Source organism: uncultured Psychroserpens sp. (assembly GCF_947494225.1).
GTDB lineage: Bacteria > Bacteroidota > Bacteroidia > Flavobacteriales > Flavobacteriaceae > Psychroserpens.
Window position 1 is genome coordinate 1 of the sequence record NZ_CANLUG010000011.1, and the last position, 14484, is coordinate 14484.

At 31.6% G+C, this 14484-nt stretch carries 17 protein-coding genes; 6 read left to right on the top strand and 11 right to left on the bottom strand.

Translation table 11 applies throughout. The features are described 5' to 3' along the window. Nucleotides 1–499 precede the first annotated feature (499 nt). The 6 genes from Q0893_RS18510 to Q0893_RS18535 form a co-directional block, all read right to left on the bottom strand. A complete protein-coding gene (locus tag Q0893_RS18510) occupies nt 500–961 on the bottom strand; it encodes a DUF5063 domain-containing protein (protein WP_299278547.1) in 462 nt (153 codons plus the stop codon). Nucleotides 962–1438: 477 nt separating this feature from the next. After that, nucleotides 1439–3367, bottom strand: coding sequence for an NACHT domain-containing NTPase (locus tag Q0893_RS18515; RefSeq protein WP_299278550.1), 1929 nt, complete (start codon nt 3365–3367; stop codon nt 1439–1441). Nucleotides 3368–3751: 384 nt separating this feature from the next. Next, complete coding sequence (locus Q0893_RS18520) at nt 3752–4669, bottom strand: site-specific integrase (RefSeq protein WP_299278553.1); 918 nt, start codon at nt 4667–4669, stop codon at nt 3752–3754. A gap of 79 nt (nt 4670–4748) precedes the next feature. Continuing rightward, nucleotides 4749–5102 carry a MauE/DoxX family redox-associated membrane protein gene (locus Q0893_RS18525; protein WP_299278556.1) on the bottom strand — a complete coding sequence of 118 codons (354 nt, stop codon included), beginning with the start codon at nt 5100–5102 and terminating at the stop codon, nt 4749–4751. Further along, entirely contained in the window at nt 5095–6075 is a 981-nt protein-coding gene (locus tag Q0893_RS18530) for a hypothetical protein (RefSeq protein ID WP_298904711.1), read from the bottom strand. The genes Q0893_RS18525 and Q0893_RS18530 overlap by 8 nt, the downstream gene beginning before the upstream one ends. A gap of 113 nt (nt 6076–6188) precedes the next feature. Next, nucleotides 6189–6533 (bottom strand): DUF6249 domain-containing protein, encoded by a 345-nt coding sequence (locus Q0893_RS18535; RefSeq protein ID WP_298904712.1) that lies wholly within the window; start codon nt 6531–6533, stop codon nt 6189–6191. 141 nt (nt 6534–6674) lie between these two features. Between Q0893_RS18535 and Q0893_RS18540 the strand changes: the two genes are divergently transcribed. Beyond that, entirely contained in the window at nt 6675–7265 is a 591-nt protein-coding gene (locus tag Q0893_RS18540; RefSeq protein WP_299278560.1) for a sigma-70 family RNA polymerase sigma factor, read from the top strand. Then, entirely contained in the window at nt 7246–7659 is a 414-nt protein-coding gene (locus tag Q0893_RS18545) for a hypothetical protein (protein WP_299278563.1), read from the top strand. Before Q0893_RS18540 ends, Q0893_RS18545 begins: the two co-directional genes overlap by 20 nt. Here Q0893_RS18545 and Q0893_RS18550 read toward each other — a convergent pair whose 3' ends face one another. Further along, nucleotides 7660–8976, bottom strand: a complete 1317-nt coding sequence (locus tag Q0893_RS18550; protein WP_299278566.1) for a hypothetical protein — start codon at nt 8974–8976, stop codon at nt 7660–7662. A 109-nt stretch (nt 8977–9085) separates the two neighbouring features. Between Q0893_RS18550 and Q0893_RS18555 the strand changes: the two genes are divergently transcribed. The 4 genes from Q0893_RS18555 (at nt 9086) to Q0893_RS18570 (ending at nt 12036) form a co-directional block, all read left to right on the top strand. Next, nucleotides 9086–9634: an RNA polymerase sigma factor gene (locus Q0893_RS18555; protein ID WP_299278569.1), complete on the top strand. Its 549-nt coding sequence runs from the start codon at nt 9086–9088 to the stop codon at nt 9632–9634. Then, a complete protein-coding gene (locus Q0893_RS18560) occupies nt 9618–10163 on the top strand; it encodes a hypothetical protein (RefSeq protein ID WP_299278572.1) in 546 nt (181 codons plus the stop codon). Before Q0893_RS18555 ends, Q0893_RS18560 begins: the two co-directional genes overlap by 17 nt. Continuing rightward, nucleotides 10144–11322 (top strand): hypothetical protein, encoded by a 1179-nt coding sequence (locus tag Q0893_RS18565; RefSeq protein ID WP_298904723.1) that lies wholly within the window; start codon nt 10144–10146, stop codon nt 11320–11322. The genes Q0893_RS18560 and Q0893_RS18565 overlap by 20 nt, the downstream gene beginning before the upstream one ends. A 96-nt stretch (nt 11323–11418) precedes the next feature. Next, a complete protein-coding gene (locus tag Q0893_RS18570) occupies nt 11419–12036 on the top strand; it encodes a hypothetical protein (RefSeq protein ID WP_298904725.1) in 618 nt (205 codons plus the stop codon). 69 nt (nt 12037–12105) lie between these two features. On the opposite strand, the gene Q0893_RS18575 is transcribed toward Q0893_RS18570, so the two are convergent. From Q0893_RS18575 to Q0893_RS18590, 4 genes are all read right to left on the bottom strand, one after another. Then, nucleotides 12106–12465: a hypothetical protein gene (locus tag Q0893_RS18575; protein ID WP_299278578.1), complete on the bottom strand. Its 360-nt coding sequence runs from the start codon at nt 12463–12465 to the stop codon at nt 12106–12108. A gap of 32 nt (nt 12466–12497) precedes the next feature. Continuing rightward, nucleotides 12498–12971 (bottom strand): YHS domain-containing (seleno)protein, encoded by a 474-nt coding sequence (locus Q0893_RS18580; protein WP_298904731.1) that lies wholly within the window; start codon nt 12969–12971, stop codon nt 12498–12500. Between the two features lie 19 nt (nt 12972–12990). Then, the gene (locus Q0893_RS18585; RefSeq protein ID WP_298904733.1) at nt 12991–13347 is read right to left on the bottom strand and encodes a hypothetical protein; all 357 of its coding nucleotides are present in this window, start codon (nt 13345–13347) and stop codon (nt 12991–12993) included. Between the two features lie 75 nt (nt 13348–13422). Next, complete coding sequence (locus tag Q0893_RS18590) at nt 13423–14478, bottom strand: AraC family transcriptional regulator (protein WP_298904735.1); 1056 nt, start codon at nt 14476–14478, stop codon at nt 13423–13425. Nucleotides 14479–14484: the final 6 nt, after the last annotated feature.

The window sequence follows — 14484 nt, forward strand, 5'->3', positions numbered from 1 at the left end:
TGGTCTATTGCATATATATTCTATAAATTCAATAAATGTTGGTTCTTTTTTCACGGTTATTTAATTGTGCCTAACGTATTTGTGTATGGTTAGTTGCGTTGGCTAGGTCTAAATTAGTAAAAGAAAACTAACCAGAGGAAAAACCGAAGGATTTTCCGAGTACTCATTGCACAAGCAATGAACTATACACGTTGTTGTAGCACGTTTTTTATTCCTTTATGAAACTACAATTGATTCTATTGCTATACCAGCAACAAATAATCCTAGCAATAAAAAATAACCATCCTTAATTTTTCTTTTCTTTAAAAATACTGATAAGCCAATCAAAGTACCTATTAGTCCCATTAAAATAAAAAGAATGAGTGTCCAATTCGGATACATAAAGAAAAATAGAATATCTGTGTAATGATATAAATATAATAACTCTCCATAATGCCACACCCAAAATAGTGATAGTAGTATTTGGATTATTCCATTTACGGATGAGCTTTGAAATAATCTAACCATTTTTATCCTTAATATATTTTAGGAAATTCACAAGATGTTGTTCAGAGTGAATTTGCATTATATCCTTAAAGCACCATTTTGCATATTTCTCACTCGTATTCTCAAATTGCCATTTAATTTCGAGCATATCCTTAATGATATCACTTAAATCGTCAATTGCATCTCCAGTTACCAAGTACGCATCTGGTATTATTAAGTGTGATTCCAAGACGGAATGATACCATCCAAAATCAGGAAAGTTTGCCTCAACGTTTTTTTTTATTGAGTCATAGTCAAAAGTAGGTTGTTCTTCTTCTTCAAAATCTCCATCATCATATTCCACTTCTAAATTCAGATATTCATAGTAAAGTCCTACTAAGAGTTTTTGTATTTCTAGTTCTTTATTTTCCGATTGTACTTTATCACTAAGGCCAAATTCTGTAATCCGTTTTATATACTTTTCTATCTCGTTCAATGCTTACTTCAAATGTGTTACAACGTGTTCGTGTATGGTTTCGTTGCGTTGCCTAGGAACTAAATTAGTAAAAGAAAACGAACCAAAGGAAAATCCGCAGGATTTTCCGAGTAATCATTGCACAAGCAATGAACTATACGCGTTGTTATGTACTGTTGCAACACAATAGAGTAAGAACGTGTTGCCACAACCAATCTAAGTTAAAGTGAGCAAGAGTAAGCACATAAAGCCGTAAACGAGCTAACGCAAGGAATTTTGAGTAATCAGTTTTCGCCGAAATAAGCTAACGTAAAGAGAGTATGAGTAAGTTACAAGAGAGAGAAGTTGCAATTGTACCTAACGGTCTTGTGTATGGTTAGTTGCGTGTTTCTGCAACTAATTTAGTAAACAAAAACGAACGCGAGAAAATTCCGCAGGAATTTTCCAAATAAGCCCTTGCCAAAGCAATTAATTATACACGTTGTTGGGCTTAGTTTTTTACCAATTCAAGAAGTCATCGTTAATATTCGAGCTCATATTTTTTTCTAGCTCATTTAATTTTTTCATAGCTTTATCATAGTCAAGAAAAATCCCAGATGCTATTACATTATTAATTTTTTCAAAATTTGATTCTAAATTTAGAGAGTTTTTATCTTTGTCGTTTACCTTATATGTCTTTTCTTCTTCTAATATTAGATTTTGAAAATCAATTGATGGTGCTTTATGATTAACCAACTCAGGTAATTTTTTAGAGATTATCTCTAAAATTGTTTCTTTTTTGAAATCAATATTGATAAAGGTTTCAATTATGAAATCTGCATTTGGTGAAATATTAAAATATTTAATGTCCTCTGGAAACTTAGAATTTACATTTTTATCATTTTTTGGTTTATCTGATCTATTATATTTTGGCGAATTACATATAGATATAGTTATTTCCCTTCCAAAAGAATTTTCTAATCTAGATTTAATGTTCTTTTTACTTGTCTCAAAATTTTGATAATTAGAACTTGCAAATTGTTCAAACTCCTTTAGCAACCAATATAAAAGTGATGTTTCAAAACTCTTAGGGTCTAAATCATAATATAGTTCCAGTAAATTATAGAACCTTATATTTTTTGAGTCTTTAAATATTTTTTTTAGTATTGATTTTTGATTTTCTTGAGCGTCAATCCAAATGAATTTAGCACCAAAATAATCTTGTAATGATTTATGTGACCACTTATAATAATTTCCATCTTTTCTAAAAATTGGCACAGTTGTAATTAAATCTTTTAATAAGTCATTTGATTTAAATTTTAAATCACTCAGATGAGTTTTAGCTTTATTTATGTAACTAATAATTCCGTTTTTATCATACTCAACTATATTTTCAATAGAAGTGAAGTAGGCTAAATATCTTAGTACTCTTTCAAAATCATCAATATGTAAATTTGAAAACTTTTTTCTTTTTAGGTACCCTTCTTTTGATAAGTCGTGATTTTCAAATAAAGCATCATAAACTTGTTGATAAAATTGAGTTTTCTTTATTGGAATATCTTTTTTGAAATCATAAGATTTATATAATAAGGATACAAGAAAAGGGTTGTTTAAATATTCAATTAAAGTTTCGTTTGTTGCATTTTTTAAATCCTCTATTAAAGAAAAAGCGATTTTGTGATGACTGTAAAAATCATACCGTTTTAGTAAACTAAATGCTTCCTCATATTCTAAAGGGTTAATATTGAACTTTTGAAAATCTCCAAAAGCAGTTAAAGATTCATCAGGTCTAGAAGTTAATAAGAAAAGGCTATCATTATTATTATCAATAAATCTCTTTAAATCTCTAACAACCGTTTCTTTATTCTCCAAGGAAATTTCGTCATAACCGTCAAAAAGAAATATAAACTCTCCTTCAGAAAGTAGGTTGTGAATAAATTCTTTAGATAATAATTCTCCAATCCCAGATATTTGGTTTTGTATTTCAGTTAAAATGTTATTGTTTGAATTTATTTGACTCAGCTCAATTAAAATAGGAAACCCTTTCTTCTCTCTTACAATTGAAGTAAATAATTTTTTAGTAAGAGTGGATTTGCCCATTCCTGCAGTATCTTCAATAATTATTCTGATAAATTTGGGTAGAAATTCATCTGAATATGAATCTATTTTTACTTCAAAATTTGGATTTTGATAACTATTACAACTTAAAGTTAATGGCTCGTATAAAATATCAAGTAAAGTTTGTTTATTTGGAAAAACTAGAGTGTCAATTATTTGAAATTTTTGATATCGCAGAGTTAGATAGTCATCTAACTTTTTTTCTACATCAAGTTGAACTACATCTCTATGTGTTAAATTCTTAATTACAGATTTGATTTTAGGTGCGACTATATCTTTTATTATAGGTAGCACTAAATCAGTAACTAAGATTTTTGTTTCTTCTTCCATTTGTTGATGTTCAAATTAAGCCCAACGTGTTCGTGTATGGTTTCGTTGCGTCTGCACTAAGTTAGCAAATAAAGAGAGACCTTTTGTTCAGAAGCAACAGAAATTCCGATAGGAATTTCCGAGCAATGAACTATACACGTTGTTATATGCTGTTGCGAAACAGAAGAGTAAACACATATTGCCTCAAGGACGCTAGGGATAGGTGAGTATGAGTAATCACAGTTAGCCGTAAGTAGCTCACGTTTTACTATTTGAGTAAGTGCGTATTGCCAGACACTAGCTAACGTACAGAGAGTATGAGTAAGCAGATAAATTGAGTTTGAGTGAGAATGAGCAATTGCACCTAACGTGTTATATGAGGATAAATATACACGTTTCTGGGTGTTATTCTCCCATAATCGGGAAGTTTTGTTCCTCATTACCGTTTTGTATTAAATCCTCAATGGCTTGATCTAATGGGCTTTTCACTTGCAATAAATCTTTTCTGGCTAGATGTGTGTATATCATAGTCGTTTCTGGTTTACTATGTCCTAATAAATCCTGGATATGTCTTAAACTAACACCTTGTTCTAATAAATGAGTCGCATAACTATGACGTAAAGTATGAGGTGTGATGGCTCTGTTAATGTTTGCTAATAAACAAGAACGCTTTAAAAATTTACGAATGCTACTTGCAGAATATGGCTTTCCTTTTGGACCTTCAACAAAATAATGTTTTGGTTTGTAGGTTAAAAAATAACTTTGGAATAGTTCTAAACAACTATTTGCTAGTACTACATATCGGTCTTTTCTGCCTTTCGCTTGTTTTATATGAATTTGCATTCTTCCTATATGTATATCAGTCAATCTTAAATTTATAAGTTCTCCTACACGTAATCCACTCGAATACAGCGTGCTAATAATTACACGATGCTTTAAATTTTGAGTTACTTGGATTAGTCGTAAGACTTCTCTAGTAGATAAAACCTCTGGCAATTTTTTAGATTTTTTTGGTCGAGTTAACTGCAAATTAGTAATTTGAGAATCAGGAAAAAATACTATGAATAACTTCAAAGCGCTTATGAATTGCCGTTGCGTACTTATTGAAAATTGTCGGGTAGACATGGCATTTTCGATGAATAATTCTACATCTTTATTATTGAGCTGTGAAATCGATTTTTCAGTATTAAATTCAACAAAATCGGCCACAAGATAGATGTAAGTATTTATAGTATTCATACTATAACGCTTTCCTCGAAGGTATTTAAAAAAGTTGTTTAGAATTAACCGTTGTTTTTTATCAAGTGATCTTTTCCGTATCATGGTAGTTATTTGAAATATAAACAACTAAAATATAGAAAATATACTAAACAAGATTTTTACAACATACTCAATCATTGCGCTACAAATACCACCAAGCCCAATACATCAAGCCAAATTGAAGCGGAATACGTAAAATTAATAACCACTTAGGAAAACCAGCAGATGCCTTTTTGCTAGACAGCATATAGAAATGTACAAGTAAAAAAACAGCTAACATCCCAATAATACCATAAATAGAAATAACGTTTAATTTAGGGATGCATATACCAATACCTAATACAATTTCTGCAAGCCCACTTAAATACACCAATAGCTTATGGTTTGGCAAATAGCGTGGCATAATACGCATGTATAGTTTAGGTTTTGCAAAATGCATGAAGCCAGCAACAGCATATAGGCCAGCCATAAGGTATAAATACCAAGGGCTACTCATCTTTATAGGCGTTGTAATTAATGCCTACACCATAATTATTAAGATTTGTGCGTAATAAACTAGACTCTATACCATTTCCTTTTTTAAACTGCACCCAATTATTACCACTTATAAAAACACGCTTTATAAACGTATTGTGGGTTGCAATTTCATCTGTAAAAGGTAGTAACGGTCTAAAGTTAGTTGGAATCTTTACAGTGCCTCGTTTTCCTTTAATCTCTTTATACTTTTTGTTAGGAAGCAGCTTCCCATTTTGATCGGTATAGCCTAGCACTTGTATTGATACAAAAAAACCATCCTCTGGAATAAATAAACTGTGATCCGAAACATCAAGTTCAAATTCATCACCATTTTTTTCGGTCACTCTAAACACAATATTCGAATAGGTCATCACATCTCCAGGAAAACCATTGTCGTTTTTATAGAATTTCACTTTAAAAAGGGTAGAGAACTTACGTTTATCAGCATTAGCACGTTTTCGCTTTTTCCAATCACGCGATTCTAAAGTAATAGGAAATAAAACAGATGTAATTTTCTTAAGTTTTGTGTTTCCGTTAGGGAAAAATACAGCAATTTCACTTTCTATAGTTGGCAACCAACACTTGTAATAGTCATCATCTAGATAAGGTTTTATAGTCTCTTTTTTAAACTTGCGGTTAATTTTAGCATTAACAATAACTTCATCTAGCTTGTCTGCTTCCACTTCCATCGTAATGGTTTTAGGTAAATTTGCGGTAGCTAGTGATATATCCTTATAACCTAAAGCCGAAATGTGCAACGAATCAATATCTGGATAGAGTTTTTTAGTGAAAATAAAAAGGCCATCATCGTCGGCAAAGAGGCCTTGGCCGTTCCCAAAGGACACTGTTGCGTAAGACACTGGGTATTTTGTTTCTACGTCTATAATTTTAGTTTGAGCAGTGCTAGAAAAGACTCCAGCGAGCAGCAGGACGTAACATAATAGGTATTTCATGTGAGTATGTGTAGCATTGAGTTCATTATGCCTAAATATACACATTAAGTCCATGTAAATAAAAAAACCACTGCGCATTAACAGTGGTTTAAGATTGATTGGTTAGATATCGGTTATTCTTTATCTAAATTTTTGGTCATATTAAAGCCTACAAATAGTCCAACTCCTGCCATGAAAAAGATGGTTGCCGGATAAACCGCATCTTCATCTAACGAGGTATAGTTGTCAAGCAGAGACGCGATGAATGTCCCAATACCAATACCCATTAGTAATAAGGCAAGGTTAAGAATAAGTACTTTCCAAATAGGAGCAGTATGTCCTTTACCTTTCATAAAGATTGTAGCATCTGCACCTTTTTCAATAAGTGCTAAGCGTTCTTTATTTCTAGTAGATAGATATAAGTAGAATATTCCAAATAAGGCTATAAAGAATGAGATTGGGATTAAAATTGCTTCCATAGTGTTTCGTTTTTAATTGATTAATTTTAAGTGTTCTGAGCTTATGACGACGGCTTTTGAATTTAGGTTACAAACTTTTGAATATTTTTTTTTCTTCGGAAATTGTAACCATATGGTTAATGATGTCGTCTTAATGTAAAAATGACCACCAACAAAGACCAAATACTCATCAATCAAATCATCGATGGCGATACAAATGCCTTTTCGACATTGGTTGATATGTATAAAGATTTGGTGTTCACATTGGCATTACGAATGCTGAAGAATAGGGAGGAAGCAGAAGAGGTTGCTCAAGATACATTTATCAAAACCTATAAGTCTATTGATAAATTTAAAGGCGACTCAAAGTTATCGACATGGATTTATAGAGTGGCTTATAACACCTGTTTAGACCGAATTAAAAAGAATAAAAAGCATTTAAACAACGTTGAGATTAATGAGTTTACAGCCCATGAAGTCAAAACCATTGACAATGCATTAGATAAAATTGAAGCTAGAGAACGCGAAGAAGCCATACAGCGATGTATTAATACGCTACCAAGTGAAGATAGCTTTTTATTGACCTTATATTATTTTGATGACTTATCTTTAGATGAAATTTCTAAAATTGTAGGTATCACAGCAAATTCTATTAAAGTGAAATTGTTTAGATGCCGAAAGAAGTTAGCCACAATATTAAAGTCGCAATTAGAACCAGAAATAATTGAACATTATGAACGAGAACGCAGATAAACATTTAGACAATCTAGCACGTAAAGTGATTGGTAAATCGGCAATTGAAAGTCCGTCGTTTGATTTTACAAATACAGTAATGTCTCAAATAAAACAGTTGAGTACGTCTAAGGTTACAACCTATGTGCCTTTAATTTCAAAGCGGGTTTGGTTTATAGTGGCAATTGCAATCATTGGAGTTATAGTCTATAGTATTTTTGGATCGTCTACAGCTGATAGCGGTTTACTCGATAAAATTGGTATGGAACGCTTTTCAAATTTAGAATTTAATAATCCTCTAGGAAGTTTAGATATCTCACCAACAGTAATTTATTCGGTACTTTTATTTATAGTCATGCTATGCATTCAAATCCCGTTTTTAAAACATTATTTCGATAAACGTTTTGAGGCGTAATTAGTCTTTGAAGTACCAAAACGGAATACGTTCTACAATCCAATTAATGGTGTCTTTCTTTCTAATACGTAGTCTACTTACACTAAGTACATGCTTACCTTTAGATAAACTATCAAGACTTACGTAAGTCTCGAAACCAAGTTCATTTTTGAAATTTTGTGCGAGTATAAATTCTGAGGGATAACTCGTAGAATCTATTTGAACAGTATAGATATAATTAAAGGTTTTTAAATATTCTCGTCTGAGGCTATCGCGATTTGAGCCACCAAAATTTACATTAACCATATTGTTTTGTAGGCCTCTCTTATCTCTTTTAGGTTTTAAACCACTATTAAAAGCGAAAACACGATCTTCAATGTTTTCATGATACAACATAAAAATCTTTAAGTGCGACGTCGTGATAACTTTAGACGGAATCGTGACATCTCCAGTAAATTTTTTGTTAGTAGCCAATTGATCGTCGTAATTTTCATTATTAGCAACAATCGTATTAGAACGAATATTGGCGTGAATGTAGTTTGAACTTTCATAATGAAAAGACGTTATAGCTAGTATCAATAAATAAAACGGGACAAGAATAAAACTTAGTCGCCTTCCAAATTTATGATCTAAGAAGTTGTAAACCAACGGACGATAAAGAAAGGATAAGGTGATAATGCTAAAAACCCAATATACTGGGAAGTAGATTTTAGAAATCCATTTTTTCTTTTTTAAATACCCTAAAGTCACAAAATCAATAAAAGTAATAAGCATGCCAATGCATATAAATAACATTAAAGGAATACCAATACCTTTAGATATCCAACCAGGCAAAGTATCACTGCTTATGACATAATTTCCAATTAATGCAATAGAGACTATTGTAAAGGAAATGGCAAGTACATAGAAAATGAGTAAAAACGAAATTGCAAAAATGATACTGCAATAATTTTCCAACGTACCAATATATTTATCAAAAGAGCCTACTTTCTTTTTAAGGTATTTGGTAAAGCGTTCGCTATAATTTAGCACATCATAATCGATATCTCCAGAGACATAACGAAGGCCCAAGGCACCAATCCAAAGACCGCGAAGTAGTACATGCAGAATCAAATTAAATATAAGAATAGCGCAAGAAATCTGAGCAATTAACGAAATAAAAAACTTGTAAATCTGTTGTGTGTTTTTGGCCTCATGCACACTGTTTTGTATGGGATCATAAATTGTAAATAATCCAAAAATGGCAAAACCAGAAATAATGAGTTCTAGCTGCCAACTTTCTTCCTGAAGTTTCTGGAGTAATTTTTTAAAACCAGGATTGTTGTAATCTTGACTCATTTGGTTGAATTTGAGTTTAAATATACAGACTTTTATAAAATTTTTTTAAGAATTTTGAAACCCTAGAGTATTTCCTTCGTTTTTAATTTTGAACACTAACCAAAACTTAATGTCTAAAGAGCATACTATTTTAATTAATCGCTGCAAGAAAGGAGATGAAAAAGCTATGATGCAAATCTATGACTTGTACTGCGATGCCATGTATCAAATAGCTTGTAGGTATTTAAATAAAGAAGATGCTAAAGACGCCATGCAGGATAGCTTTTTAAAGGCTTTTGCAAAACTTGAAAGTTTTAAAGAAGATTACACGTTTGGAGCTTGGTTAAAACGAATTGTGATTCATCAATGCATTGATGAACTCAAAAAGAAGCGATTGGCATTTACAGATTCTGATATTGCCAATCTAACCATAGAGGACGAATCAAATGGTTGGGATTTCGACACTGAGATAAGCAAAGAACAAATTATGGCTGCTATTGAAAAATTATCTAATAAGCATCAGGTTGTGGTTAAACTCTATCTCATAGAAGGCTATGATCATGACGAAATTTCAAAGATTCTTGATATTCCAGTAAAAACATCAAGAACACATTTAAGACGCGGTCGATTAAAACTGCAAGAACTTTTAAAAACACATTACAATGAAACAGGATATTAGAGATTTATTTCGGGAAGATGAGGTTTCAAATCACAAGTTACCAAAGCATCACAGACAAGAGTTTTATGAGAAACTCAAAGCGTCGAGACCACAACGTAAGTCAGGGTTAAAGATGAATTATATTCTTAAAATTGCGGCTATTGCTGTATTGTTCATAGCCATGGCATTCACAGTATTTAAAATGGCAAATAAGACCGTTGCTAATGAGATTGTTAATGAGTCGTCTTTAGAACATCAAATTGAAAGTATAGAAAAAGAGTATTTAGCAAGTATAGATAAAGAGTGGGGAAAGTTTGTAGCTGTTGCTAATGACGAAAAATTGGTAAAACGCTACAAGGACAAATTAGACGATTTAGATGCAGATTATCAGGAGATTTCTAAACAATTTAAAGCAGACAATAATAATATTCTAGTTATTGAAGCCTTAGTTGATAACCTAAAAACACGACTTCAGCTTTTAAAGGATATACAACAACATATCAATTTATTAAATCAAAAAACAGAACAATATGAAACGATTAACATTTAAAATCTGCCTGCTGATACTCATCACTTCAGTATCAGTTTTTGCACAAAAGAAAACAGTCTATTCTGAAAGTTTTTCTGTCAATAAAAACACAACGGTAATTTTTAATTTAGACAACATAACTGTAGCTATTGAAGAATCTAGAGATGGCAAAATACATTTTGATTATACCCTAGAGTTTGATGGTTATTCCAAAAAGGAGATGCAAAAGAACTTAGATGAACTCAAAGTAAAAGCGACTATGTTTGATAATCATGTCACATTAGTTGCAAATAGCACATCACAATTATCAGCTGTAAATTATGTGTATAGCGTTAATGAATTGGTTATTGAGGACGATATTTTTTCAAAATCAAGAGATTCTATCGTTAGAAAATCAAGAGATTCAATCATTAGAGAGGTTAGGTCTCATGGTAGGTTTGGGAAGTTTACCAATTCGTTAAAATATTTAAATAATCGCTTTAAGACTAGAGATAAAGATGGGAAATTACGGAATATTAGAAATGGCGATGTTAAGATAATGAGAAATCATTTTGTGATTAAAATACCATCATTTCTGAAGTTAAAAATTAATGGAAAAAACGCTCAAGTTACTATGCGGGAGAATACCATTAATGAGCTGTCTGTTGAACTTAAAAGAGGCTATTTTAATGCCAAAGAACTATTAAATGATTATAACGTATTTAAAATTATTGATGCCAGTTTTAAGTCGGAAGGCTTAGTAGGAGGGAGCTACGAATTTAATAATGTGAGTCAAGGTTTAATAGGAAGTATACGTGATGTAAAAATCACCTCCGAATTTTCAAAGATTGAAATTGGCGAGATTCAAGAAAAGACTTCAATTACCGATTTTAATAGTGAATATTGGTTTTATAATTGGGGCAAAAACTTCAAACGTTTCGATCTCCTTTCAGAATATTCTAAAATTCATTTTTTCTATCCGGAAACTTATGACTTTAGTATGAAATTTATTGGAAACAATACGGTTAATCATTTCGATAACGTTTCAGTAACTATGCAGCCTACAAAAAATGGCGAAAAGTTCAATATGGTAGAACGAAAGGCTAAAGGAGAAGGTCATTTTTCTGGAGCTATTAACTTTGATATTGTCCATGGCATAATCTATACTGTCAATGATACATTCATTATACCAAAAGAATAATTAACGGAATAGAAAGATGAAAAGCATCTTAAAATAAAAACGCTTTGGCTTTCAAAATTCCATCGTACCATTACTAACAAATAATAAATATTTAAAATGAAACATCTCATTATTCTAGCTGTTGCATTCATTTGCTTCGGCACACTAAACGCGCAAAAAAGTGACATTAAATTACAAACCAAATATGGGTCTGATCAAAAAGAAATACATGACTTATTGAGGTTTCAAAATGTCGAAACCATTAAATTGAGGTTTACAGGAAACGACTTAAAAGGTAAAAACTATAAGTTATTCGTAAAAGAATACACCAATGGTAAACTTGCTAAAACAGATACGATTATAGATAGTGGAAGATATGATTACATACCAGCTATTAATGATTCGATTTTTGAATTTAAGTATTATGTGAAAACGCAAATTGATAATACGATTAAAATGAACTTTATGTTCGATCGTTTTTCTACACCAAGATTGTACGATATTAAGGCGCCAAAAGATAAGTATGCCTTGCACGACTTTTTAAAAACTAGTGATCCTATGCCTGTTAATTTAGATACAGGTACTTTAATTATGGGCTATTTTTTACCTTATATTGATAAAGAAACTGGTTGGAAAAAGTACTGTGATGTGTCAGGAAGTAAGCATAAACCAGAAGATTGGGGAACCGCTTTTAATATTCCAAACTATTATCTCATAGAAATCATCTTCGAGTAATAAAAGCAATAAAAAAAGCACAAGTAACTCAATACTTGTGCTTTTTAAGTAACCATATGCTGGTTTTGTTTAAACTATAAATCCTGGTTCTGGTTTATGTAAACTTACTACAATTAGAACAGCAGCTCCATTGATCCAGTAATAATAAGCATCTATACCTTCAAAAGAAAAAATAAAAGGTGCTAGTATAAAAACTACAGCTACTAAAAAGTCTACAACGAGATGAAATTTGTATGACAAAATTTTAAACACCCCTAAATGATGGTCTGTTAGTACTGTTAAAATTAAAGCTGCAATCCCTATGGCTACAGACAACTGTAAAGCCAATGCATTTGAGTTACCTAATCCTAGTACGAAAGGCAGTATGATTAGAGCAATAGCTACAGGATAATCTAAATAGGCATGTATTCTCTTAGTGATAAATTTCATGATATTTTATTTTAATAGATTACACCCATAACTTAGTTATGAGTTTTGCTCAATTTTTTCCAGTTTTTATCTGCCCCAGCAACAAGTTTATTATGGTTTTTTTCATTTAGCCATAGTTGTTGTGCGTCTAAATTAAGATCATATAAGAAAAGAAAGTATTTACCGTCTTTTACAATAAATTTGTTTGGGTCTGGTCTAAACTTTGCTCCAGCATAAGTTCCAAATGCACAGAATCCACCATATTGAGGTTTGTATTTATTTGGATTTTTGTCGAATGTTGCTTTTTGTTCTGCAGACGTGAAATAGTATGTAATCTTTTCATGTACAGACTTAAATTCTTTTAATCCTTTTTGAGCAATACCCAAATCTAAGTAAGATACAGGGCTATAACCTTGTAAATGAATTGTGCTGTTATCTACATTGTTTGCCATTCTGTCTTGGGCAAATGTTATTGAACTTACTAATAGTGCAAGTCCTAAAATTGATGTTTTTATTAAATTTTTCATTGTTATTGTTTTTAATAGTTTATTCTGCGTTAAAGTATTCTTCTTGAATAACTTGTCCTTGATCGTTCCAAATTCTACGAATGATTTCATGCCAGTAAATTTTACTGCCATCTTTCATGTCGAAATCGAATGTAAATTCTGAAGCTGATACATTACCATCTACAATAGTATGATGTAAGGTGATACCATTTACATTTGCTATTCCTGCCGTAAAGCCTTCCATTTTTGCTATCATTGCTGCTTTGTCTGCAGTTGTGCCACCTTGACCATGATCTGAAGTGCTAGCGCTATCTGCGAAAAATGTTTTTACGGCGTCTACTACTGCTCCTGTTGAAACAATAGCATCCATTTTTGTTACTTGTTCTTTAATATTCATCTTTTTAATTTTTTAGTGAATTAATACACTGCAAAGATGAACCGAATGTGGCCTTTAGATGCTACAAAAAAAAGACTAAGAATTGTACTTTTTAGATTTGAAATCGGTTGGTGTTTGTCCAGAATAGTGTTTGAAAAATCTTGAGAAGTGATTAGGTTCTTCAAAACCTAATCGGTGTGAAATAGAGGCTATAGTTTCACCGGCTAAAATCATTAGTTTAGCAGTATTAATAAGTTCTAGTCTAATGAGTTGCCCCAGAGAAGTGTTCATTTTAGCTTGAACCTTTGTCGATAGTGTTTTTATTGAAAGGTTCATTTTATCGGCATAAAATGATAAGTTTCTTTCTTGTGTATGATAGGTTTTAAGAAGCTCAAGAATATCTTGCGCAAATTGATCTCTATTCTCGAAATCGAAATGAGCTCTAAAAGCCTTTGGTGTTTGTCCTGTCGATTTTTTAAACACACGATTAAAATAGGCATCGTCTTTAAAGCCTAAATCATAAGAGATTTCTTGGATGTTTTTATCTGTAAAGGCCACTTCTTTGAGGCTTTCATGTAATCGCTTAGAGCCCATTAGGTTCTTTACCGATAAACCAACTTTATCCTTTATAAGAGCTTGTGCATTATAACCACGATCATTAATTAATCCAACAAGATCATGACTCGTAAGTTTGTTCACATATTCTTTATCAATGATCTCTTTAGCATCAAAGATCACTTGATACTCTTCTTTACTAGCTTTAAATGGGTTTTGCCAATACCATTGTTTTGATGAAATATCAATAATATCGGCAGAGTTATCTGTAAGCACAGATGTAGATAAAAAGGTCTCACATTCTGCACATTCTAGTAAATCTATATAACCTAAAGAAATGAGATGTTTAAACAAAACTCTGATGTCTGGGTTATGAAATTTTGTGTCGTTTGAAAATTCAATCCTTCTAACCGTAAAATCATCAGATTGAAATTTGATGTACTGCCCTTTTTCTAAAAATATCGCTTTTTGCTGCCAATCGAAATAGGTTTTGAAATCAACTTGAATACTCCCTTTTCCAGATAAAATGTGAATAAGCGTATGACTTTTTATAAAGTATACCTTGTTAATTTCTGGACTAAATTTTTCGACTTTCAATTGTAA